Consider the following 23,982-nt stretch of genomic DNA (forward strand, 5'->3'; position numbering starts at 1 on the left):
TTGGCGGGAGTGAAAAAGAGCGAATCTTACAGCTCACCTTCTTATTTTGAAAAAGTGTCGCGGTTAGTATATGAATTCGGCGCAACAGAAAGAGCATTGAAACGGACAGCCACGACCAAGGTCGATCGTACTGATACTGCCAAAATTTCGCTTTACTAATTCCGTCGGCAACACGGGCTGAGGCTGATTTTCGAGCGAAACCATTGCATTCTGATACTCATACAAAGGCTTCAGTTGATGATTCCAGGCATCTTTAACAACATCATCAAAACGCCCGGACTCTGCTTCACCAGCAAAGAGAGATATGCCCAGATTTTGCGCAGCAACCAGTTCTTCGGTGAGTTTCCCCACTACACTTAAAACGCCACTGACATGAAATCCACCGATACATACCGGAATACCGTGTTGAATAAAACGCTTTGAGACATCAATCGTGCGCGGAAACTGGTTACTCTGTACACCGGCCATACACACCAGAGCCCGATGGCCAATACGCTTCAGGGTATTCGCAAGGGCATCAACATTGATTACGTCGCAAGCTTCGTCAAAGGTAGAAATCCGGATATCAACATCGGCGCCCAGAATACGGCGGGCTGCAACATCCAGCGCAATGCCGTTCAGGCAAGCCAGAGAATTAGATGGTATAGAAGAACGAACCCATTGAATCGGATACCCTTCATCGTCATAGCGTGTTGGCTTGATCAGCAAAAGATGAAAAACCTGACAGGGTGACTCACTGATGTCCACCCGACTGTTGGCATTTAACGTACCACGCCAGCCGAACGCATTACCGACTTTAAATTGTACCGCGTTCAGGTAGGCCGCTTTCTTTCTCGGGGTATGCATGTGTCCTCTCTCAGACGTAAATTGTGACTATTCGGATTTGCAGCGCACTGCCCACCTCAAACGACCGGTCAATGGCAATATGCATGATGAATTGTTATCAAACAGACAACGGAGAGAGAATCTTATGAAGGCCTTCCCTGCCCGGCTTAACAGTCAGATCCATTAAGCAGTGCAGAGCATACACTGCGGCCAATTTCTGGCAATGGCCTTAGATGCCAAACACAGAGCGCGACAGCCATTAGTAGGGTTTGTGCACTTTGCCCTATTCTATAGAGGCTCAGCGATGGTGAAGTTGATGCGATTCAGGGGCCGTTGAGCGCCAGCAGCGTCATATTCCCTAGCGGAAACAGACGCCGTCTTATTCTGCCACTCTTTTATCGTTTTAACGCGGCTTACGCAGTGGCCGTTTGTTCTTAGTCGCAGGTTTACCACCCTTGCCCGCTCCCTTAGCCGCAAAGCCAGGACGTGGCGAGTTACGCAGCATGGCGTCTTCTTCCCCCGGCACCAGCGCTTTCGGGCCGTTGCCAATCAGGTCGCTGCGCCCCATGGCTTTTAGTTCTTCACGCAATAACGGCCAGTTTTTGGGATCGTGATAGCGTAAAAATGCCTTTTGCACCCGGCGTTGACTGAGATCGCGCGGGATATAAATCTTGTCTGATTTATAGCTCATACGATGCAGCGGATCGCGCTCAGAGTGATACATGGCGGTCGCCAGCGACATCGGCGACGGATAAAACGTCTGCACCTGATCGACGCGCATTTTCTGGCGTTTTAACCACAACGCCAGATTCATCATGTCTTTATTTTCTGATCCCGGATGCGCGGCAATAAAGTACGGCACCAGGTATTGTTCTTTGCCTGCCTCTTTCGAATATTTATCGAACATTTTCTTAAAGGCGTCGTAGGTACCCATACCCGGTTTCATCATTTTGTTGAGCACATTTTCTTCGGTGTGCTCCGGCGCAATTTTCAGCAGACCGCCAACATGGTGGGTAACCAGTTCACGGACATATTCCGGATCACGCACAGCGAGGTCATAACGCAGACCGGAGGCAATGGCGATGCGTTTAATACCGGGAATTTTGCGCGCCGCACGATACAACGCGGTGGTATGTTTGTGGCTGGTTTCCAGATTTTTACAAATGGTCGGGAACACGCAGGATAAACGGCGGCAGCTTTTAAGAATGGTTTCACTCTTACAGTGCAGACGGTACATATTGGCGGTCGGACCGCCGAGATCAGAGATCGTACCAGTAAAGCCCGGCACTTTATCGCGGATTTCTTCCAGCTCATGCAGAATAGATTCCTGCGAGCGGTTCTGAATAATGCGCCCTTCGTGCTCGGTAATCGAACAGAAGGTACAGCCGCCAAAACAGCCGCGCATAATATTGACCGAAAAGCGGATCATATCGTAAGCAGGAATTTTAGCATCACCGTAGCTTGGGTGCGGAACCCGCTGATAGGCGAAGCCAAACACCGAATCCATTTCATCGGTTTCCAGCGGAATCGGTGGCGGGTTGACCCACACTTCCTGATGACCGTGTCTCTGGATTAACGGACGCGCGTTATAAGGGTTGGCTTCCTGGTGTAATACGCGAGAGGCATGAGCGTACAAAGCACTGTCGTTGCGGACTTTTTCAAACGACGGCAAGCGAATGCAGGTTTTATCCGGATCAAGGTCGGCTTTACGCTGCAACGGCATAGGCACAATTTTAACCGGCATAATGTCATCAGCCGCATCGCTGTCATCACCGTCATTATTGGTGCTGCAGCTCATGCTTTCGGTGTCTTTCATTTCGTATGGATTGGGGATCTGGTCAATATGACCCGGCCAGTCAATACGGGTCGAATCCACTTCCGTCCAGCCTGCCGGAGTGGCATTACGCACAATGGCGGTACCACGCAGGTTTTGTAGATCGTCAAGGGTTTTGCCTTCGGCCAGCGCATGGGTCAACTCCACCAGCGCACGTTCAGCGTTACCGTACAGCAGCACATCGGCACCGGAATCGATCAGCACCGAACGGCGGATCTGATCACTCCAGTAATCGTACTGGGCAATACGGCGCAGACTCGCTTCAATACCACCAATCACCACCGGTACATCTTTGTACACCTGGCGGCATTTCTGCGAATACACAATCACCGCCCGCTCCGGACGCTTGCCCGGCTCACCATGTGGAGTGTAGGCATCATCACTGCGCACTTTCAGATCGGCGGTGTATTTATTGATGAGGGAATCCATATTGCCGGCAGTGACACCGAAATACAGATTGGGCTTACCCAGTTTTTTAAACTCTTCGGGGTTGTTCCAGTCCGGCTGCGCAATAATACCCACACGGAAACCCTGGGCTTCCAGTAAACGCCCCAACACCGCCATACCAAAACTCGGATGATCCACGTAGGCATCACCGGTTACCAGGATCACATCACAGCTGTCCCAGCCCAGCACGTCCATTTCCTCGCGTGACATTGGCAGGAAAGGAGCCGTGCCGAAACATTCGGCCCAGTAGGGGTAATAAGAAAACAGATGTTGCGCTGGCTGAGTCATAAGTCCGGACCGGGAAAAAACGGCCGCCATTGTCCCAAATTACGCCGCCTGACAAAAGCTGAAAGACAAAATATTCCCTGTCTTTCAGCGTTATTTCTACAGCCAATGCCCTCTCGAATCATAAGGATTAAAACGTAAATAATATGCCAACATTCAGCGCTAACAGGTTTTATCAGCACCATCGTCTTGTCTTTTACGTCGTACTGGCCGAGTATCGACGTAGCGCAAATAGCGCACAAAATAAGAAGAACGTACGAGCCAACCTATGCCGCCCTTTGATCCGCTGTTGTTTTTTGCCGCCTTTGGTGCCGGATTAAGTCTGATTCTGGTACTGCTGATTGCCCGCGATTTTTTCCAGACCCTGGCTGCCCGCTTATTTATTCTGCTGCTGGCAGCAGCCAACGTGCATTTATTTCATCCCTGGCTGCCAAGCGCATGGCACGGCTATTCGTATGTTGTGCAGAGTGCCACACCGGCCCTGTTCTGGATGTGCTGCCGCATCACCTTTGTCCCGCCGGATGAGCCACGTCATCTACTCTGGGCTCTGGCTTTTTACAGCTTTCTCGGGCCCTTGCTGTATTTGCTCACGGGCACGCCCGAAGGCCTGCACTTGCTGCTGAAAGGCATTCCGCAATGGCTGGAGTATTTGCTGATTCTGGCCGGGCTGTGGGAAGTCATCAGCAACTGGAATAACGATCTGCTGGAAACCCGCCGGCGTATGCGCGGCGGCATTATGCTGGCGACCGGCCTTGCCGTGGGCTGGGGCATTTTTTCATTCAACCTGAATATAGGTGATAGCGTGTCGCGCTACCTGGCCCTCGACCTGAGTATTCTGATACTGGCCTGGTTGTTATTGCAGGGACGCTCAGAATTGTGGCGTCTGCTACCACAATCCAGCCTGACAGAAGACGGTGGCAACAGCTCCCAAAACAGCCCCAATAACAGCACAAACAACATCCATTCACTTCCGCCGCTATGCGCCCAAGCACACAGCATGCAAGCGGGCAATCATGCAAACAGCGAGGAACTGCAGCAGTTACAGGAACTGATGAATCAGGGGTTTTATCGTCGTGAAAATCTGACTCTGGCTATTCTGGCGCAACAACTCGACATTCCGGAATACCGCCTGCGGGCCACCATCAACAAAGCGCTGAACTACAACAATTTTAACGAATACATTAACGAGCTGCGCATCGGCGAAGCCGCTGAGCGACTGCTGAGTGAAACCGAAACCCCCATCACCAACATTGCTCTGGATGTTGGCTACCGCACCATGAGCTCCTTTAACCGGGCCTTCCGTAAAATCCACCACAGCACCCCATCCGATTATCGCGAACATCGTGGTCAACCGCCGCACAGCTGATTCAGGCCGAACTACGCCCCTTGTATTTGTTCACCATTCGCACGGTTAAAACGCCCGCAGCAGCACTCATTTAAGGGTGCATTACGGCCTCATTGCACACTGTCCGGGCGATCATCGGCGTGCGGCAAAATGAGCACAATTCCAGCACATACTACCCCCACAAAACGCCCATAAAACGCCCAAAAAACCATACCGCCAACTGTGCATATCCTGCGTTTTACTTTTTGCACAGTCACTTTTCAGCGGCCTGTTACTGCGCGCCAGGCCTTATAAATACTGGCTTTTCAGAAAATGCACAGCCGCTTCCAGAGATTGCAGCACGATTTGCTTTTACCCCTTAAGCACCTTTCGCTTTGATGAATGCGGCTGGGAAGCTACCGACCTAACGCTCAGGGAAGGAATCCGGGCGCATAATAAAACAATAAGGTATTCATCATGCAGAAAGCACACTCCTCTCGCAGCCAGAAACGGCTGGCGCTGGCCATGGCGATTGCGGCCATTGGCCTGACTGCCTGTGGCGGCAGCGATAATAAAAGCAGCAGTAACACGGGCCTGAAAAAAGTATTTAACTGTACCAACAGCAGCACCGCCGGGGCGCGGGTGATCTGTATCGGTTCAGCCAATGACCTGACTGACAGTAACGTTCAGGATGAGCTGATCGAAGCACTGGCCGGAGCTGAAACCGGTGACACCTTTGTATTGCCTCAGGGCCGCTACGCCTTCACCAGCACCATCGACTTTAATGGCCTGGTTGATAACATTCCGGTTTCCAACCTCACCTTTAAAGGTGCTGGCATGGAAAAAACCATCATTGACGCCAGTGGTGCTGCTTCCGATGGTTTCCTGATCAACAATACCGATCATCTTATTTTCGAAGATTTCGCCATCTACGAATCCAATAACAACGCTCTTAAAGTGACCAAATCCGATGGCGTGATCATGCGCCGTATGGCGACTGTGTGGGAAACCGATTACCAATCAACCAACGGTGCCTACGGCCTGTACCCGGTACAGACCAGCAACGTGCTGATTGAAGACTGTTATGTGAAAGGCTCAGCCGATGCCGGTATCTACGTTGGCCAATCCGATAAAATCGTTGTGCGTAATAACATCGCCGAGAAAAACGTTGCCGGTATCGAAATCGAAAACAGCACCGAAGCGGACGTATATGGCAACACCGCCACCGGCAACACCGGTGGCATCCTGATTTTTGACCTGCCAATCGGTAACGGCAAATACGGTTCCGGCGTGCGGGTTTTTGATAACAACGTTGAAGCCAACAACGCGCCTAACTTCGCCAAAGTCGGCACGTTTGCCGGTGGTGTTCATATCGTGCCACCGGGTACCGGCGTGATCGTGCTGTCGACGTCCGATGTTGAGATTTACAACAACATCATCAAAGACCATCAGACCACGGCGATTGCGGTGACCTCCTACATGCTGCCGGATGACAAAGTCGCTGCTGTTCCGGATCAGGATGTTGGTGGTGAAGTCATGAGCTACGGCGATATCCATCCGTATGCCGAAGTCTTTATGGATGGCTGGTCGCCGTTCGTGCGCAACATCAACATTCATAACAACACCATCAGCCTGGCCGCTGCACTGAATAATCCTCAGGGCGAACTGATTCAGGATCTGATCGACGGCTATACCGCATTCCACAGCCAGCTGCCGGATGTCGCCAGCGGTAAAACCACCGTGCCGCATATTCTTTATGATGGTGTGGGTGAATTACTGGCCAATACGCCAAACCCAGGCGGTGGCGGAAGTATTATGCAAGCCATTGCCGGCGGTATTAATCAGATCGCGGCGGAAGTAAAAGCCAATATCCCCAACGCTCCTGATTACACGGCAATTGATCTGAGTAAATTTGCCCCGTATGCAACCGATGGTGGTTTGTGTCAGTCCGATAACGGCATTGATGGCGTGGATCTGTTTGCCGCGTCGGTCTATGAAACAACTGCAGCTGCCGGCACCTTTGTTGATGGTGCACCGGTTACCAAACTGGAGCAGCTTACCACCAACACCGGTATTGCCGCCTCAGTAATGGCGGACCCGGATGGTGTGATGAACTGTGCATCAGGTTTTGAAGGCACAGCCGCGACCGTTACTTTTAATGCTCAAACCTTTGGTTGCAGCGCTGACGATTCCAGCAATCCGTCCTGCGCCCTGTAATCACCACGGGGGCCATTGGCCCCCAGTTTATCCAAGTTTGTATTGCGGATTAAATTTATGAAATATATCCATTCTCTGGCGATAATCTCAGCGGCTGCATTGCTCAGCGCCTGTGGTGGTGAAAGCAGCAGCGACACTGACAATGGCTCTTCATCCCTCTGTGTTTCATCTGAAAAAAACGTTAACTGGGAAAAAGTCCTGCAGGCCGATGCCGCGACTCTGGCCGAGTATCAATTATTCAGCAATCCCTGCGATCCGACGCAAAACGCCAGCGCCCGCAGTTTACCCTACACACTCTCAGCGCCATTATTCACCGACTACGCGTCCAAATATCGTTTTGTCTTTATTCCGGAAGGAAAAACAGCCACCTACTCCGCCACCGAAGTGTTTGAGTTTCCGGTAGGCACCGTTATCTCCAAAACCTTTACCATGCCCGCAGATACAGCCGATCGTGGTGTAGAGAAAGAAAAAATCATCGAAACCCGGCTGCTGATTAAAAAAGCCGGTGGATGGGTTGCACGGCCTTATGTCTGGAATGAAACAGAGACCGAAGCTGTCTGGGATAAAACAGGCGAGGTTGTGGCCATTAATAACCTGAAACACGGTGAAGATACCCTGTCGTTTAATTATGGCGTGCCTAATCAGAATTCCTGTACCAACTGCCATCAGTTTAATCCTAATGGCGATCATGATGCCGTAAACGGCGTTGACCCGACCCCGGCTTATTTCGCCCCAATCGGCCCCAAAGCGCGCTATCTGAATTCCGATTATGACTTTGGTCAGGGCCTGGAAAATCAGTTAAATAAATGGGTCGCCGAAAATATGCTCACCGGTCTTCCTGACGAAAACAGCAGCATTCCGCGCGCTGCTGCGTTCAGCGATGACACCTCTCTGGGTGAATACAGTGGAACACCAGAACAGCTGACCGCAACCGCAAAATCCTGGATGGATATTAACTGCGGCCATTGTCACCGTACCGAAGGCCAGGCCAGCAATACGGCTTTCCGTGCTGACTACAACACACCGTGGGCAGGTAACGAAGGCCATCATGGTGCCTGTGCCGTACCGGTTTCCGGTGCCAGTGAAGGCTCTACAAAAATCATTGTGCCGGGCGATGCTTCCCAGTCGCTGATGTATAACCGTATGAACACCACTCAGGCCGGTAAAATTATGCCACCTCTGGGACGCGCGGTTATTCATAAAGAAAGCACGGCACTGATCAAAGCCTGGATTGACAGCCTGGACCCGGCATTGTGCGATTAACGGTCATCAGCGGGCGCCTCGGCGCCCTTTTTTTACTGTTATTACTGAGCAGTTGCGGAGCCGGTAGCGCGGATGAGAATAATATCCCTGCTCTTTCCGCGGACCCGCTCTGCGACCATTCCGGCAGCGAGATTAACTGGCACGCCCTGCAACAAACACGCTGTCCGTTATTATCGCAATATGGTCTGTTTAAAGGGTTACCCTCCGATATTAACAACAGCAATGGCGGTATTTATTATAAATTGGGCAGTGAATTATTTACCGATCATGCGCGTAAATACCGTTATTTTTTTCTGCCGCAAGGTACTCAGCTTGGCTACCAGCAACAGGATACACTCGATTTTCCAACCGGCAGTGTCATCGTCAAAGTCTTTGCTATGCCCACAGAAAGCACCGCTGACAGCGCAGAAGAGATTATGGAAGTCCGCCTGCTGGTCAAACGCAGTAATGGCTGGATTTTTATTCCTTATGTCTGGGATAGCAGTATTGATGATGCCCGCCTGGCAATATCCGGAAGTCAGACCCCTGTCAGCTTCAGCCATAACGGTGAAATGCTGAATCTGACCTATGAGTCCCCTTCTCTGTTGCGCTGCCAGAACTGTCATCAGGTTAAAATTAATGAGCAGCTCAGTTTTGTGCCCATTGGGCTGAAAATCCGCCACCTGAACCAGACCATTGAGGTCAACAGCCAGGCTATTAATCAACTGCAATACTGGCAATCGCTGGGCATTATTACCTTACCGGCGGGTGAACATCCGTATGCCCCTGACTGGCGCGATACATCGGCACCGCTGCAACAACGCGCCAAAGCTTATCTGGATATTAACTGCGCGCACTGCCACAACGATAACGGCGCCGCCGCTCTTTCCGGCTTAAGGCTGGAATACTGGCGCAGCGCTATCGACTACACCCACGGCGTCTGTAACTCAGCCCATGGCTGGCGTGGTGGTGGTTTTGATATCTGGCCCGGCCGTGGTGATGAATCCAGCCTGCCTCTGCGCATGGAATTAAACGGTGCAGCCGACCGCATGCCGCCGATAGGGCGCAGTGTCGCCGATGACGACGCCGTGGCTTTAATACGCGCCTGGATTGATACCCTGCCCGCGCAGGACTGTGCCAGCGGCTGAACCACGCCCTGTAACACTAATAAAACAGGCGGCCATAGCCACCGACAACTTTTGCACCAGAACAGAGCGATTTTATATCGCTCTGCCGCTTTACTGCGCAACCAACCGACGTCAGCCCTTAACACTATCGGGTTTAAACGTTTATTCCTGTCCACAAAGCCGATAACACAACGTTAATCTGATCAACGACTGCACAACCGTTAACTGCTCCTTTTTATTAAACAATATTTAACAGCTGGTATTCATCTTGCACCAACGCTGAGCAAAGCCCTTATTTATTTGCAAAGAAGGATTCATTTCCGTGCAGGATCTTCACAGCGTTGCCTATTTTCTGAACCTTGGTCAGCAACAGGAAATACAGGAGCTTGAGCAATTTGCCCGCACCGGCCAGCTGGTGATTGCCATCAGCAATCTGTTGCATCAGCTGCAGTACGAACGCGGATTGTCCAACCGCTTTCTCGGCAGTGCCGGCCTGCGCTGCCAGCAGGAACTGCAACAGCAGTGGCACAGCAGCAATGAGCAGCTGGCGCTGTTTCATAAAGCCCTGGCCAACTTACTGCCAGAGCACGGGCAGCATGCTTTTCCCGCACGCTGGTTTCGCCGTCTGGGTTATGCCCTGCACAGTCTCGAACGATTGCCACAACTGCGGCAGGATGTTGAACAGCTGAAATTCAACACCACCGTTGCTATTAAAGCCTATTCCGAAATGATTCAGAGCTTGCTGGCTGTGGTGTTCGAGGCCGCAGGCAACGCGGCCGATGAAATCACCGCGCGCATTCTCGTCGCCATGTTTAATTTAATGCAGGGCAAAGAGCTGGCCGGACAGGAGCGCGCCTGTGGTGCTGCCGGATTTTCCGCTCATGAATTTGACCCCGGCCTGCGTCAGCGCCTGACACAATTAATCGACCGCCAGGATCGCTGTTTCCATATATTTACCGACTACGCCAGTGACGAAGCTCTGAGCGCCTGGGAACAGGTTCAGCGCGGTGAATTCCAGCTCGAATTTGAACGCCTGCGCCGTCTGGCCCTGACCGCCGGCCCGCAGTCACTGGCAGCTGCCGATTATGATGTGCGCTGGTTTATCTGCTGCTCTGAACGACTGGATGCGATCAAGTATGTCGAAGAAGTACTGGAAACCCAGCTGCTGTCCCACAGTCAGCAACGCATTCTGGCCGTACGTGAAGCCGCTTCAGGTCCTGACCAGCAAGGGCATGATCTGCAACGCGGGGCCTTCGACGATGTTCCCTCTTTTGCTCTGTACGTCAGCCATTCACAGTCCGCCGGGCATGAATCAGACCATACCCTCAGCGGCCCTGATGACGATATGGTGCATAACGTCAGTAAGCCGGTGGTCGAATTAATCGAAGCTCAGGGCCAACGCTTAAAAAGCCTGAATGATGAACTGGATGCCGCCCGTACCGAACTGCATGAGCGCAAACTGATTGACCGCGCCAAACGTGAACTGATTCAGCGCCGCCAGATGAGCGAACAGGAAGCCTATGCGTTATTACGCAGTATGGCGATGAATCAGAACCGCCGTCTGGTGGATGTTGCTGCCGGTTTATTAAGCATGACCGAGCTTCTTTAAATCAGGTTGTGCACTGCACCAAGTCGCAGCACCAGCGCATAACCTGCTCTTCAGCAGAGCAAAAAAAATCCTTGCCGTAACAACGCAGGGATTTTTTTATTCCTGACAACTGCTTTTAAAAACCTTAGGGTTGATTGCAACCCAAATAAAAACAGGAAGTTAGCGGATTAAAATGCGTTAAAAACGCCATAGACGGACATTGTCCGAAAACTCTGGCACGCTTCTGGCAATACCTATTCTGAATTTCTTATTCAGTGCATACCCAATGGCGGGTAAACGTACTGACACATTTTAACAGCAAAGGCGCTTACAACGGGCAACCGTTGTGGCGCCTTTTTTTTTGTTGCCAAGAAAGGGGAAGACCATGCAAGGACTGAACACTCTGCGCCGCACACTGATAAAAAGTGCATTGATTCTGACCACAGGTCTGGCCAGTGGTTTATCGGCATTATCGATACCACTCAGTCATGCTGATGATTATCCGGAAAAAGAAGAACTGAAATTCGGTTTTATTAAATTAACCGATATGGCACCGCTGGCTATTGCCTATGAAAAGGGTTTCTTTGAGGACGAAGGCTTGTATGTCACCCTTGAAGCACAGGCAAACTGGAAAGTATTACTCGACCGTGTGATTGATGGCCAGCTGGATGGCGCCCATATGCTCGCGGGTCAGCCATTGGGGGCAACCATAGGATTTGGCACCAAAGCCGATATCATTACCGCCTTCAGTATGGATTTAAACGGTAACGCCATTACCGTTTCCAATGATGTCTGGCAGCAAATGAAACCCTTTATCCCCAAGGATGCTGAAGGGAAACCCGTACACCCGATTAAAGCCGATTACCTGAAACCTGTTATAGAAAAATACAAAGCCCAGGGTAAGCCATTTAATATGGGCATGGTTTTTCCGGTATCCACCCACAACTACGAGTTACGCTACTGGCTGGCAGCTGGCGGTATTAACCCGGGTTATTACGCTCCGGCAAAAGGTGATACCTCCGGCCAGCTGAATGCTGATGCCCTGCTTTCGGTGACACCGCCACCACAAATGCCGGCAACCATGGAAGCCGGTACGATTTATGGTTATTGCGTAGGCGAACCCTGGAATCAGCAAGCCGTCTTTAAGGGTATTGGCGTACCGGTTATTACCGACTATGAAATCTGGAAAAATAATCCGGAAAAAGTATTTGGCGTCAGCAAAACCTGGGCAGAAAAGTATCCGAACACTCACAAGCGTGTGGTCAAAGCACTGATCCGCGCTGCCGCCTGGCTTGATGAAAATAATAATGCCAACCGTGAAGAGGCGGTAAAAATCCTTGCTAAGCCACAGTATGTGGGTGCCGATTACAAAGTGATCGCTAACTCTATGACCGGTACTTTCGAATATGAAAAAGGCGATAAGCGCTCTGTACCGGATTTCAATGTCTTTTTCCGCTACAACGCCACCTACCCGTATTACTCCGATGCCATCTGGTATCTGACACAGATGCGCCGCTGGGGACAGATTGCCGAAGCTAAACCGGATGACTGGTACAAAGACATCGCCAAAAAAGTGTATCGCCCGGATATCTATGCCGAAGCCGCAAAAGCTTTAATAGCTGAGGGTAAAGCCAATACCAAAGACTTCCCTGACTTCAGCAATGAAAGCGGCTTCCGTGCTCCTCAAAGCGAATTTATCGACAACATCACCTATGACGGTCAGCAACCGAATGCTTACCTGCAGAAGCTTGCTATCGGCCTGAAAGGTGAGCAAAAGCTGTAACACAGGGAATAAGCCGGCTGTTAAAACAGCCGGACTAAAACAGCCGGACTAAAACAGCCGGACTAAAACAGCCGGACTAAAACAGCCGGACTAAAACAGCCGGACAATCATCACACATTCATCGACATTGTGCAGTCAACTGAATCCGTCAAGGAGATCCTATGAGCATTGCCCTGACCCAAACATTAAGCAAAATAAGCTGGCTGGAACCGATGATTAAAGCCGCTCAGGGAGAAAACCGCAGCCAGAACCTGAGAATTATTGCCAAAGCCATCGGCATTCCTCTGGCAGGGATTCTGGTGTTTTTAATGATCTGGCATGCGTCCGCATCAAGCATTGACACGTCGCTGGGAAAATTCCCCGGACCGGCCGATGTTCTGAGCCAGAGTAAAACCCTGATCAGCGAACATATTACCGAACGTGAAAAAGCCGCAGCGTTCTACCAGCGCCAGCATGAACGTAACACTGAACGCCTGGCACAGGACCCGGACTATGTCGTAAAAATCCGCGACTATACCGGAAAACCAACCTACGTTGATCAGATTGGCACCAGCCTGATCACGGTTCTGAGCGGTTTTCTGATTGCCTCACTGATCGCCATTCCGCTGGGTATTGTTATTGGTTTAAGTGCCAACCTGTACTCGGCATTTAATCCGGTGATTCAGATTTTCAAACCGGTATCGCCTCTGGCCTGGCTGCCGCTGGTCACTATGGTGGTCAGTGCTGTCTATGTCAGCGATGACCCGCTCGTGGCAAAGTCATTTGTCACTTCCATGATTACCGTCATGCTCTGCTGCCTGTGGCCAACCGTTATTAATACCGCCGTGGGCGTCGCCTCTATTTCTCAGGATCTAAAAAATGTCAGTCAGGTACTGCGTTTAAGCTGGCTGACTCATGTACGGAAAATTGTGTTACCTGCCGCTATTCCGATGATGTTTACCGGTCTTCGTCTGTCGCTGAGTATCGCCTGGATGGTGCTGATTGCTGCGGAAATGCTGGCACAAAACCCCGGTCTTGGAAAATTCGTCTGGGACGAATTCCAGAACGGCAGCTCAAATTCCCTCGGCCGAATTATGGTCGCGGTTATTACCATCGGCTTAATCGGCTTCGCCCTTGACCGCATGATGTTGCTGCTGCAGCGCATGGTGTCCTGGGATAAATCCGCCACCTTACGCTGAGAACCGGAGAATATTATGAACCCATTACTCGAACTGACTCAGGTAGGTATTGAATTCAGCACCGAAAAAGGCAGTTTCCGCGCATTGCAGAATGTCGACCTTAAAATCAATAAGGGCGAATATATTTCACTGATCGGCCACTCCGGCTGCGGCAAATCCACCGTGCTGAATATTGTTGCCGGTCTGCTGCAGGCCACCGAAGGCGGCGTAGTTCTGAAGGGCAAAGAAGTAAACGAGCCCGGCCCTGAACGTGCGGTGGTTTTTCAGAACCATTCTCTGCTGCCCTGGCTCAGTGCTTATGAAAATGTCGAGCTGGCAGTAAAACAGGTATTCCGTGGCAAAAAATCCAAAGCCGAAATGAAAGCCTGGATTGAGCACAATCTGGAGCTGGTGCATATGACCCACGCCATGCATAAACGTCCGGATGAAATTTCCGGTGGCATGAAGCAACGCGTGGGTATCGCCCGGGCACTGGCGATGGAGCCTCAGGTGTTATTAATGGACGAGCCTTTTGGTGCGCTCGACGCCCTGACCCGCGCCCACCTTCAGGATTCATTAATGGACATTCAGAAAGCGCTGAATAACACCGTCATTATGATTACCCATGATGTCGATGAAGCGGTCTTACTGTCTGACCGCATCGTTATGATGACCAACGGCCCCGCCGCCACCATCGGTGAAATTCTGGACATTAATCTGGAACGTCCGCGTAACCGCCTGCAGTTAGCCGATGATCCACGCTATAACCATTACCGCCATCAGGTGCTGAGTTTCCTCTATGAAAAACAGCGTAAAACCGATGACAGCCAGACTGCTGCCCAAAGCAGCGCTCCGGCAGAACAAACAACAATAAAAGAAAAGAATGAAACCCGCGCGATAAACACCCCGGCCGGACAAGCTGATGCCCATGGGCCGGAGCAGGAAAAACTCAATACATTGAAAACCGCCTGAATTATCACATACCGGAGAACACATAATGGAAATGAGAAAAAGCCTGATCGCTGCAGCCCTGGGTTTGGCCGCAAGCCAGATAGTATTCAGTCAGAGTGCGCTGGCAGAAAGCAGCATTACTGACACGCTGAAACAAGGGGATGTTATTGCCGATCTTCGCCTGCGTTATGAAAGCGCGGATGATGACGATGCCACCGATAAAGATTCAGCGACCGCCCTTACCCTGCGTTCACGCCTGGGTTATGAAACAGCCGATTTTAACGGCTTTAAAGTGCTGTACGAAATTGAAGATGTACGCGCTGTCATCAACGACTATGCTCCGGAAAATACCGATTATGATACCGTCGCCGATCCGGAGAACACCGAAATCAACCGTGCTCAGATCAGCTACAGCAAAGATGGCTTCAGCCTTGTAGCCGGTCGTCAGCGTATTATTCTCGATAACGCCCGCTTCGTCGGTAATGTCGGCTGGCGTCAGAATGAGCAAACGTTTGATGCGCTAAAAGCAAGCTATAAAACCGGTGATCTGAATCTCCAGTACGCTTACATCGATCAGGTGAACGGTATTCTGCGTAAATTTGATGCCGACGTTACCAGCCATTTACTTAATGCCACCTACTCCGGACTCAAAGCCGGAAACCTGACCGGTTACGCCTATTTATTAAAGGATGACGACAGCGACGCCAAGCTGGATACCTACGGTGCGCGCTTTGCCGGAAAAACGGCCGTCAATGATCTTAGCCTGATCTACAGCGCAGAATTTGCTACCCAGTCCAGCGATGATTTTGATGCCAGTTATTATGCCCTGGAAGGCGGCGTGGTGTTGTCCGGCATTACTCTCGCACTGGGTAATGAAACCCTCGGAAGCGATGACGGCGCCTATGGATTCCAGACCCCGTTAGCCACCAAACACGCTTTTAATGGCTGGGCAGACAAATTTCTGGCCACTCCGGCCGATGGTCTGAGTGATACCTACATTAAAGCCGCCGGAGCCGTTGCCGGTATCAAATTACTGGCCATGTATCATGACTACAGCGCTGACGAAGGCAATGACGATAAAGGCAGTGAGGTTAATTTTCTCGTCGCTAAAAACTTTGCTGAGCATTACAGCGCCGGTGTGAAATACGCCACCTACAGCGCCGGAGATACCGGCACCGACAGCGCCAAAGCCTGGCTGTGGCTGGAAGCAAAATTCTGATTAAGCGTCAGCCTTAACACTCAGTCTTAAAGCAATATGGCGGTGCCCTTACGGTACCGCCATCTGCCAGATAACAGGAGATATACATGGCGGCAAACATACTGGTGATTATTGGCAATGGCCTCGCGGCTAACCGTGTGCTGGAGCAACTGGGCGAAGATCATCCGTTCAGTGCCGTTCAGGTTCTTAGCGATGAACCTGTGGCCCATTACAACCGCATTATGCTCTCACCATTACTGGCCGGCGAAACAACGTTAAATGCCATTACGCCGCATGATAAAGACTGGTATCAGAGCCGGCGTATTGCTGTTTATCTGAATCAGAATGTTGAACAGATTGATAAACAAAAGCAGCAGGTAATCTGTTCTGGTGGCGACCGCTTTTCTTATGATGCGCTGATATTCGCTACCGGCTCCCGTTCCTTTGTGCCTGATATTCCCGGTTCAGATGCGAGTAATGTGGTTGGTTTCCGCAGTCTGCGCGATGTTGACACGATGCTTGTACGCTTGCCGGATATACAACACGCCACCGTGATTGGTGCCGGATTGTTGGGTGTAGAAGCCGCCACGGGTCTGCGCAGCCACAGCATTCAGGTAACTCTGCTGCATCGTAATCCTGTGTTAATGAACCGCCAGATGGATGCCACAGCGTCGGCATTACTCGAAAAAGAACTGCTTAACCGCGGCATTGATGTTCGCACCGGCTGCACCCCGCTTAACTTGTGCAGCAGCAATGCGCCAAAGCTGCACATCAATACTATTCAGTTTGAACAGACTGGCAGCAATAGTCAGCAACATCTGAATACCGATCTGGTGATATTTGCCACCGGTATTATTGCCAATAAAGAACTGGCAGAAAGTGCGGGTATCCGCTGTGGTCGGGGGATTCAGGTAGATGCATTGATGCGTACCAGCCAGCCGCATATTTTTGCACTGGGCGAATGCTGCGAATTTAACGGCAATACCTATGGTCTGGTCGCTCCGATCTGGGAGCAGGCCAGCATCCTTGCGCGCCAGCTGCGCCAGCAATATCAATCCGGTCAGCCCGATCAACACCTGGCATTAAGCGCTGCCGATCCTCTGTTAACGTATCAGGAGCGCGAGCATTTAACCAAATTAAAAGTATCCGGTGTCGATATTCACAGCATCGGTCAGTTTGAAGCAGACAGCAGCACAGAGGTGCTGCAACTGCTGGATGAGCATGCGGGTATTTATAAAAAAATTCTGTTACGTGACGAACGCATCGTCGGCGCCCTGTGTGTCGGCGATGTCGCCGACAGCCACTGGTATTATGAATTAATGCAACAGGGTGACAGCGTTACCGCTATGCGGCCAACATTATTGTTCGGCCAGGCGTATTGCTGATACCGTGCTGAAAGATTATCAGTGACCGCTACTGGCAGAAAACACATTCATCACCACCACGCCGGTAATAATCAGCACCATACCGATAATGGCCGCCGGATCGAGTTTTTGGTCGAATACAAACCAGCCAATCAGGGCAACCAGAACAATACCCATGCCCGACCAGATGGCGTAGGTAACCCCGACGGGGATCACTTTCAGTGTCAGGGCAAGACCATAAAATGCAATACTGTAGCCAATGACCACCACCAGCGAGGGGATTAAACGGGTAAAACCTTCGCTGACTTTTAACGCTGAGGTTGCGATTACTTCGGCAATAATCGCAATCGCCAGAATCCACCAGGTATTCATACTAGCCTCCTAGAGTGTCGCTGTACTTTTGCTGTTGTTTTTTTACCAGCTGCGCCAGCATCTTTATTGACTCCTCCACATCCACGCTCCAGGTAATGGCGGTGTTGATGCGGATATAATTGGAAAAATGTTCTGTATTGGAAAATACATCGCCGGGAATAATAATGACAGAACGCTGTGCTGCATCATAATGCAGATCCATTGCGCTGACCTCCTCGGGTAAACAGACCCAGAGAATAAATCCTCCGGCAGGCTCACTGACCCGGGTTTCGGCAGGAAAATACTGGCGAATGGCATGAATAAAACGCTGCATACTGTTTGCAGCCCGTACCCGGAACTGACGCAGATGGCGATCATAATGACCATTCTGCAGATACGACAACATCGCGTATTGTGACAGACTCGCCGCCGAAAAAGTGGTAAATGTCTGCCGTTCTTTCACCTGCCGGTACCAGCGCCCTGGAATACACCAGCCCACACGCAAGCCTGCCGAAACCGTTTTGGAAAATGACGAGCAATACAGCACCATGCCTTCGCGATCGTAGGTTTTGAGTACCGAAGCCGGTGACTGAGTCTGTCCACGTGCAACCGGATACCCTGTTTCGCCATAAACATCATCTTCAATGACCGGCACCTGATACTGGCTGGCCAGCGCCACCAGTTTTTTCTGTTGCTCAACCGGCATACTGCAACCGGTCGGATTGGAATAACGGCTGCTGACCTGAATCACTTTTACCGGCCACTGCTCTAATGCCAGCTTTAATGCATCAACACTCATGCCCTGCTGCGGGTCGGTGGGTATTTCAATAATTTTCAGCCCAAGCATATCGGCGGTCTGCAAAAAACCGTAATAACAGGGCGATTCAACCGCGACCAGATCACCGGGGTTCGTAACTGCCCGCAAACACAGAGCCAGGGCTTCGGCACAGCCATGGGTAATAACGATATCATCCGCCTGACAACGCACATTCACATCGCGCATACGAACCGCCACCTGATTACGCAACTCTTCCAGACCAGGTGAAAATAAATAATCAAATACTTCGGCAGAATGAAAACGACTGACTTTCTGAATATGGGTCTGCAGCACCCGCTGCGGTAACCAGTCCGGACGCGGAATTGCGGCCCCCAGATTGATCATGGCCGGACGGTTGACCTTAGCCAGCATGCCATTAATAAATTCAGCCTTGGTAACTGCGCTGGGTTTATCACCGGCGGATAACGGCGGTATCTGCTGCTCAGCAGACGACACATGACCACGGACAAAATAACCCGATTGTGGCCGGGCCGAAATCCAGCCCTGATCCTCAAGCCAGGCATAAGCCTGGGTTACGGTTGAAATACTCACGCCGTACTGCCCTGCCAGTTTACGCACACTGGGTACTTTGCTGCCGGCGGCAAACACTCCGGCACGGATATCCTCCGCCACCCGGCCAGCCAGTTGCTGATAGAGGGGTTGTTCTGTCTGGCGCTGTAACACGATGAACTCCTGAGCCGTTGTTGAAAGCCGCTGCTCGCTGACAAACGTCATTCTAAAGAAACAACTGTACCGCTAACCGATACAGTTTAGCCAATTCAACCCAGTACAGTTCAGAAATCCAACGCGACTGTACCGTTGCTTCTCTCCTGGCCTGCGTCTGCTGCTACAACCCGCACCACGGCATGATGATTCTTCAGATTCTGCCAACCCAAAAGGCCATGTATGCAAAACCCGCCTCTGACCATCCCTGCACCTCCTGACTGCGCCACTGACAGCGGCAAACCGGAAAACCCGCCAGCTGCATTTAATGCCATTCATCAGGCCTTATTTGCGGTGATGCTGTTTGCCCTCACCATTCCGATGACGCAAATTGCTCTGAGCAGTTTTTCAGCCGAATTTATTGCCGCCAGCCGGGCGCTGATCGCAGGACTGGTTGCCTGGGTTGTCATCGTGATTAATGACTGGCAACGTCCGCCGCTGCGGGCTTTACCCTGGTTGCTGCTGGCCGGTATTGGTGTGGTACTGGGCTTTCCGTATTTACTGAGCCTCAGCCTGACCCGTATACCCGCTGCTGATATGGGCGTGGTACTGGCCGGGCTGCCACTGGTAACGTCATTACTGGCCACTCTGTTGCAGGGTGAACGTCATCCGCCACGCTTCTGGTTTTTTTCGGTTGCCGGTTGCGGTCTGCTCGCCGGTTATGTGATCACCAGCATCGGCAGTCTGCCTGCTTTTGAGCCACAGCATGTGCTGACGCTGATCGCGACCTTAGTGTTTGGCGGTCTGGGTTACAGCGCCGGAGCAAGAGCAGCCGCAATGATTGGTGGCTGGCAGACCATCTGCTGGATGGTGGTTTTATATTTGCCACTGGCGGCGCTGGTATGGGGAAGTTTGTGGGCTGAGGAAGCAGTACACAGCAACCAGCAGAATATCGTGCAAAGCCTGCTCGCCCTGCTTTATCTGGGGCTGATCAGTCAGCTGTGGGGCTTTCGTTTCTGGTATCGCAGCCTTGCCACGGCGGGTGTCGCCAAAATCAGTCAGCTGCAATTGCTGCAGCCATTTTTTACCCTGGCCTTTATCAGCCTGATGCTGCGTGACAGCATTACCTTTGCTCAGCTTATTTTTTGCGCGCTGATAGTGTTGATGGTGATGTGTGCAATGAAAAGCGCAAAGCGCTGATCAGCGGTTAATACAGACTCATGTCGACAGGCCCTGAATCAGCCGGAAAAAATCAGCGCCTGTACAATAATCACAAGCAGTAAAAGCCCACTGAGTATTTGCCAGAAACGCAGTGGGTTGCGCTCCATAAACGGCTTCTGCCGGTATTGCCGCTGCAGCGAAGCATTAGGCTGATGCAGGTCGGTCCAGAATTCAGAATACGCCTGATAACGCTCCACCGGATTGGGTTCACAGGCTTTCTGAATACAGAGATCCAGCCACAGCGGTAAATCCGGACGATACTGCAACAGCGATGTATAGCGCCATTGCGAAAACGATTTTGCTCCGCGCCGGTGTACCTGATCCATCGCAAAAGGCTGCGCACCGCTGAACAGCTCATAGACCATAACGCCCAGCGAAAATAAGTCACTCTGATGGCTGGCATTATTCAGGCCTGTCGTGCCAAGAGCGGTTTCAGGTGCAATATAATTAACCGATCCCTGCGGGTATTCTTCTTTAACAGCGCTGTTAATTTCTGCCAGGCCGCGTACCTGAACGGTGCCAAAATCAATTAATTTAATACCGCCATCGCGGTCAACCAGCACATTTTCCGGCTTTAAATCACGGTGCACCATGCCCAATCGCTGAAATGCCCGCAGTGCATGAATTAATTGCCCGGTAAGCTTACGGACATCGACAGCAGACGGAGCCGGGTGGTCATGCACCCACTGGCGCAGGCTGTCGCCATCCAGTTTTTCACAAATATGATAAAGAAAGCGGCTGTTATCCAGTGGCGGGTAAATCTTCATAATATTCGGGTGATTGATCCGGCTGCCAACCCATTGCTCGCGCACAAATCCCTCAAGATAAACCAGATCATCCTGAAAATTCAGCGACGGTGCTTTTAATACATAGTCTTTTTGGTCGCGCAGATTACGCACCCGGTAAACATGGCTACGCGTACCGGCATACAGAATTTCCTGTATCTGAAAATTATCAATTTTATCGCCGGTTTTCATCACCGGCGGAATCACCCGCTCACACAAAGTGCGGTGCGCCTCTTCCAGATTGGTCTGCGGCAATTGTTCAACCACCAGCAAACAGCAGGTTGCATTGTCGTCACCGCCCTGGGCCAAAGCCTGTTGCACCAGCTGTTTGCTGCATTGTTCCAGCTGATACTGATTGACTCCGTGGCTGCCGGTTGCAGCCTGCAACGCATTATTCAGAGTCTGCTGTAATTGCTGGGCGGTTAAAAAACCATGCACACCATCGCTGGTGAGCATAAATACATCTCCCTGTTGCAGGGGCTGAGTCTGATAATCGACTTCCAGATGGGTATCCATGCCCAGCGCCCGGCTAAGGTACTGACGCCCTCCCTGCTGATGATTATGATCGCGGGTCAGCAACTCAAGAACACCGGCACGCAGACGATAAATCCGGCTATCGCCGACATGCAGTAAATGCGCAGTATTGGATTTTAAAATAATTCCGCTGAAGGTCGTTACCAGACTGTTATGGCGGGCACTGGCCTGCTGGCCATGATGATACAGCCAGGCATTCAGTGACGATAAAACCCGTCCTGCTGCAGTTTTTACATCCCAGCTGTCGGGCGTACTGTAATAATCCTGCAGAAAATGCGTCACACTGGTGGTGCTTGCCTGCTGCGCATGCTCGCTGCAGCTGACACCGTCGGCGACACACAGGGCCACCCCTTTATAATGCTCCTGGGTGGTAAGACAGGCAGCAAAAGCATCCTGATTTTCGTCTTTCGGGCCTGCAGACGAGTAGCCGCCCAGCGTGACCATCAGGCGTTTGGCAGAAGGCCGACGGATAATGTCACCTTCAGTGGCAAGACCATATTCCTTATTTAATGCTCTGTCAGTCTGCATAGATGTCTCTGAATCAGGTATTAATGCCCAACGTCCTGCAATAAAAAACTTGTGTAAAACGATGCACAGATGATGAATACCAAGACGTGAGAGAGTAGCCCGGTATTCATTGATATCCGTCCCGTTTTACACAGTGCGCAACAGCGCAATAGGCGAAATATCCAGACACGGTACAACTGATGAAGGAAGGTAAGCACCTGCTGTCACCGTATGTCTGGTTCGCCTGATCGTTATACTTATAACTCAGCGCGCCGTTGCAGCAGAGTTCACATCAATCATTTCAACCGTACCATCATCACGCACCTCAGCAATATGGCCTGCTGGTTCCTCCATGGCCAACAGAGCAATAAAGCCCACGACAGCCGTCGCCGCGATCACCATAAAGAAAGTTGAATAATCCACGAATGACAACACCGTTAAATAGGTCACGGCACCGACATTGCCGTAGGCTCCGGTCATACCGGCAATCTGCCCGGTCAGACGGCGTTTGATTAATGGCACGACAGCAAACACAGCACCTTCTCCGGACTGAACAAAGAACGAACAGGCCATTGCCGCAACAACGGCAAGCCACAGCGGCCAGCTGCTGTCGACCATAGCCATCGCACAATAACCAATAGACAGACCCAGGGTCAGAATCAGCAGGGTTGGCTTACGGCCGAATTTATCCGACAACCAACCGCCCCCCGGACGTGACATCAAGTTCATAAAGGCATAAGCCGAAGCCACCATACCGGCCATAACCGGTGTCAGTTCAAAGGTTTCGGCAAAAAACAGCGGTAGCATGGAAATAACCGCCAGTTCAGAACCGAAGGTAGCAAAATACAGGATATTCAGCACCGCCACCTGACGGAATTTATAACGATGAATTTCAGCGACCGGTTCTTTGAAAACCGTTTTATTAACATTCCAGACATGGCTGACATCGTACAGATACAACAGCACCAGGCCGATATAAATCCCCACTGCCATGGTATCGGTCAGCATGCTGACACCAGCCGGAGACAGTTTCCATGCCAATAATGCCAGCGCCGCATACATAGGCACCTTCATCACCAGCAGAAAGAAAAAATCGCCTTTACTGGTGACTTCCAGCGCACCGACATGCTTTGGCTTAAAGTAGGTAGAGCCTTTCGGTGTATCCGAAACATTACGATAATAAATAACGCTGAACAGCAGGCTAAGAACCCCGGTCAGAGCAATGGCATAACGCCAGCCATCGTCGCCGCCAAATAACAGCGCAATAACCGGCAAGGTGAATGCCGCCGCCGCAGAGCCGAAGTTACCCCAACCACCGTAAATCCCTTCAGCCGTTCCCAGCTCGTTAGCCGGAAACCATTCACTGACCATACGAATACCAATCACAAAACCGGCACCGATAAAGCCCAGCAGAAAGCGGGCAATCGCGGCCTGAGTAAAATCATCAGCCAGGGCAAACATAAAGCAAGGAATTGAACATAGCGCCAGTAATAGCGAGTAAACAATACGTGGACCAAAACGATCCGTCAGCATGCCAATAATAACCCGTGCCGGAATGGTCAGCGCGACGTTAAGAATCAGCAGTGTTTTAACTTCCGCAGCGCTCAGCCCCAGACTGGCGGCAATCGCCTGCAGCATGGGTGCATGGTTAAACCACACAACAAAGGTAATAAAAAATGCGATCCAGCTAAGATGAAGTACTTTCATCTTACCGCTGAAATTAAACAGATTAAATTTTTCGACCGTCATCAGATAATTCATC

General features: G+C 51.2%; 17 protein-coding genes. 11 read left to right on the forward strand and 6 right to left on the reverse strand.

From position 1 onward, the window contains the following. Positions 1 to 63: 63 nt before the first annotated feature. Together NYR02_RS17775 and NYR02_RS17780 are read right to left on the reverse strand one after the other, a co-directional pair. Positions 64 to 846 (reverse strand): radical SAM protein, encoded by a 783-nt coding sequence (locus tag NYR02_RS17775; protein ID WP_260977709.1) that lies wholly within the window; start codon positions 844 to 846, stop codon positions 64 to 66. Between the two features lie 382 nt (positions 847 to 1,228). After that, on the reverse strand, positions 1,229 to 3,394 hold the full coding sequence (locus tag NYR02_RS17780; RefSeq protein WP_260977710.1) for a YgiQ family radical SAM protein: 2,166 nt from the start codon (positions 3,392 to 3,394) through the stop codon (positions 1,229 to 1,231). Between the two features lie 265 nt (positions 3,395 to 3,659). Here NYR02_RS17780 and NYR02_RS17785 point away from each other — a divergent pair, with 265 nt between their 5' ends. From NYR02_RS17785 to NYR02_RS17830, 10 genes are all read left to right on the forward strand, one after another. Further along, entirely contained in the window at positions 3,660 to 4,757 is a 1,098-nt protein-coding gene (locus NYR02_RS17785) for an AraC family transcriptional regulator (protein WP_260977711.1), read from the forward strand. 435 nt (positions 4,758 to 5,192) lie between these two features. Next, on the forward strand, positions 5,193 to 6,932 hold the full coding sequence (locus NYR02_RS17790; protein WP_260977712.1) for a parallel beta-helix domain-containing protein: 1,740 nt from the start codon (positions 5,193 to 5,195) through the stop codon (positions 6,930 to 6,932). 57 nt (positions 6,933 to 6,989) lie between these two features. After that, positions 6,990 to 8,195, forward strand: coding sequence for an SO2930 family diheme c-type cytochrome (locus NYR02_RS17795; protein ID WP_260977713.1), 1,206 nt, complete (start codon positions 6,990 to 6,992; stop codon positions 8,193 to 8,195). Beyond that, positions 8,186 to 9,322 carry a hypothetical protein gene (locus NYR02_RS17800; protein WP_260977714.1) on the forward strand — a complete coding sequence of 379 codons (1,137 nt, stop codon included), beginning with the start codon at positions 8,186 to 8,188 and terminating at the stop codon, positions 9,320 to 9,322. The genes NYR02_RS17795 and NYR02_RS17800 overlap by 10 nt, the downstream gene beginning before the upstream one ends. A gap of 301 nt (positions 9,323 to 9,623) precedes the next feature. Then, a complete protein-coding gene (locus NYR02_RS17805; protein WP_260977715.1) occupies positions 9,624 to 10,910 on the forward strand; it encodes a nitrate- and nitrite sensing domain-containing protein in 1,287 nt (428 codons plus the stop codon). 364 nt (positions 10,911 to 11,274) lie between these two features. Then, a complete protein-coding gene (locus tag NYR02_RS17810) occupies positions 11,275 to 12,672 on the forward strand; it encodes a CmpA/NrtA family ABC transporter substrate-binding protein (RefSeq protein WP_260977716.1) in 1,398 nt (465 codons plus the stop codon). A 161-nt stretch (positions 12,673 to 12,833) separates the two neighbouring features. Further along, entirely contained in the window at positions 12,834 to 13,850 is a 1,017-nt protein-coding gene (locus NYR02_RS17815) for an ABC transporter permease (protein WP_260977717.1), read from the forward strand. 15 nt (positions 13,851 to 13,865) lie between these two features. Next, on the forward strand, positions 13,866 to 14,801 hold the full coding sequence (locus tag NYR02_RS17820) for an ABC transporter ATP-binding protein (protein ID WP_260977718.1): 936 nt from the start codon (positions 13,866 to 13,868) through the stop codon (positions 14,799 to 14,801). Between the two features lie 25 nt (positions 14,802 to 14,826). Further along, positions 14,827 to 15,999 carry an alginate export family protein gene (locus tag NYR02_RS17825; protein WP_260977719.1) on the forward strand — a complete coding sequence of 391 codons (1,173 nt, stop codon included), beginning with the start codon at positions 14,827 to 14,829 and terminating at the stop codon, positions 15,997 to 15,999. Between the two features lie 86 nt (positions 16,000 to 16,085). Next, positions 16,086 to 17,363 (forward strand): NAD(P)/FAD-dependent oxidoreductase, encoded by a 1,278-nt coding sequence (locus tag NYR02_RS17830; RefSeq protein ID WP_260977720.1) that lies wholly within the window; start codon positions 16,086 to 16,088, stop codon positions 17,361 to 17,363. A gap of 18 nt (positions 17,364 to 17,381) precedes the next feature. Here the strand turns inward: NYR02_RS17830 and NYR02_RS17835 are convergent, their stop codons facing one another. Further along, a complete protein-coding gene (locus NYR02_RS17835) occupies positions 17,382 to 17,714 on the reverse strand; it encodes a DMT family transporter (RefSeq protein WP_260977721.1) in 333 nt (110 codons plus the stop codon). 1 nt (position 17,715) lies between these two features. Further along, positions 17,716 to 19,194 carry an aminotransferase-like domain-containing protein gene (locus NYR02_RS17840; protein ID WP_260977722.1) on the reverse strand — a complete coding sequence of 493 codons (1,479 nt, stop codon included), beginning with the start codon at positions 19,192 to 19,194 and terminating at the stop codon, positions 17,716 to 17,718. Positions 19,195 to 19,416: 222 nt separating this feature from the next. On the opposite strand from NYR02_RS17840, the gene NYR02_RS17845 reads away from it, so the two are divergent. Beyond that, positions 19,417 to 20,373 carry a DMT family transporter gene (locus tag NYR02_RS17845; protein WP_260977723.1) on the forward strand — a complete coding sequence of 319 codons (957 nt, stop codon included), beginning with the start codon at positions 19,417 to 19,419 and terminating at the stop codon, positions 20,371 to 20,373. A 38-nt stretch (positions 20,374 to 20,411) separates the two neighbouring features. Here NYR02_RS17845 and NYR02_RS17850 read toward each other — a convergent pair whose 3' ends face one another. Both NYR02_RS17850 and NYR02_RS17855 read right to left on the reverse strand, forming a co-directional pair. Beyond that, the gene (locus NYR02_RS17850; protein WP_260977724.1) at positions 20,412 to 22,241 is read right to left on the reverse strand and encodes a bifunctional protein-serine/threonine kinase/phosphatase; all 1,830 of its coding nucleotides are present in this window, start codon (positions 22,239 to 22,241) and stop codon (positions 20,412 to 20,414) included. A 243-nt stretch (positions 22,242 to 22,484) separates the two neighbouring features. Further along, positions 22,485 to 23,969 (reverse strand): NarK family nitrate/nitrite MFS transporter, encoded by a 1,485-nt coding sequence (locus NYR02_RS17855; protein WP_260977725.1) that lies wholly within the window; start codon positions 23,967 to 23,969, stop codon positions 22,485 to 22,487. Positions 23,970 to 23,982 lie beyond the last annotated feature (13 nt).

The organism is Thalassolituus pacificus (genome assembly GCF_025318105.1).
Classification (GTDB): domain Bacteria; phylum Pseudomonadota; class Gammaproteobacteria; order Pseudomonadales; family Oceanobacteraceae; genus Venatoribacter; species Venatoribacter pacificus.

Bases quoted from the DNA above. Each gene is read 5' to 3' on its own strand.
- NYR02_RS17775 (WP_260977709.1), bottom strand. From the start codon at position 846: ATGCATACCCCGAGAAAGAAAGCGGCCTACCTGAACGCGGTACAATTT.
- NYR02_RS17780 (WP_260977710.1), bottom strand. From the start codon at position 3,394: ATGACTCAGCCAGCGCAACATCTGTTTTCTTATTACCCCTACTGGGCC.
- NYR02_RS17785 (WP_260977711.1), top strand. From the start codon at position 3,660: ATGCCGCCCTTTGATCCGCTGTTGTTTTTTGCCGCCTTTGGTGCCGGA.
- NYR02_RS17790 (WP_260977712.1), top strand. From the start codon at position 5,193: ATGCAGAAAGCACACTCCTCTCGCAGCCAGAAACGGCTGGCGCTGGCC.
- NYR02_RS17795 (WP_260977713.1), top strand. From the start codon at position 6,990: ATGAAATATATCCATTCTCTGGCGATAATCTCAGCGGCTGCATTGCTC.
- NYR02_RS17810 (WP_260977716.1), top strand. From the start codon at position 11,275: ATGCAAGGACTGAACACTCTGCGCCGCACACTGATAAAAAGTGCATTG.
- NYR02_RS17815 (WP_260977717.1), top strand. From the start codon at position 12,834: ATGAGCATTGCCCTGACCCAAACATTAAGCAAAATAAGCTGGCTGGAA.
- NYR02_RS17820 (WP_260977718.1), top strand. From the start codon at position 13,866: ATGAACCCATTACTCGAACTGACTCAGGTAGGTATTGAATTCAGCACC.
- NYR02_RS17825 (WP_260977719.1), top strand. From the start codon at position 14,827: ATGGAAATGAGAAAAAGCCTGATCGCTGCAGCCCTGGGTTTGGCCGCA.
- NYR02_RS17830 (WP_260977720.1), top strand. From the start codon at position 16,086: ATGGCGGCAAACATACTGGTGATTATTGGCAATGGCCTCGCGGCTAAC.
- NYR02_RS17835 (WP_260977721.1), bottom strand. From the start codon at position 17,714: ATGAATACCTGGTGGATTCTGGCGATTGCGATTATTGCCGAAGTAATC.
- NYR02_RS17845 (WP_260977723.1), top strand. From the start codon at position 19,417: ATGCAAAACCCGCCTCTGACCATCCCTGCACCTCCTGACTGCGCCACT.
- NYR02_RS17850 (WP_260977724.1), bottom strand. From the start codon at position 22,241: ATGCAGACTGACAGAGCATTAAATAAGGAATATGGTCTTGCCACTGAA.
- NYR02_RS17855 (WP_260977725.1), bottom strand. From the start codon at position 23,969: ATGACGGTCGAAAAATTTAATCTGTTTAATTTCAGCGGTAAGATGAAA.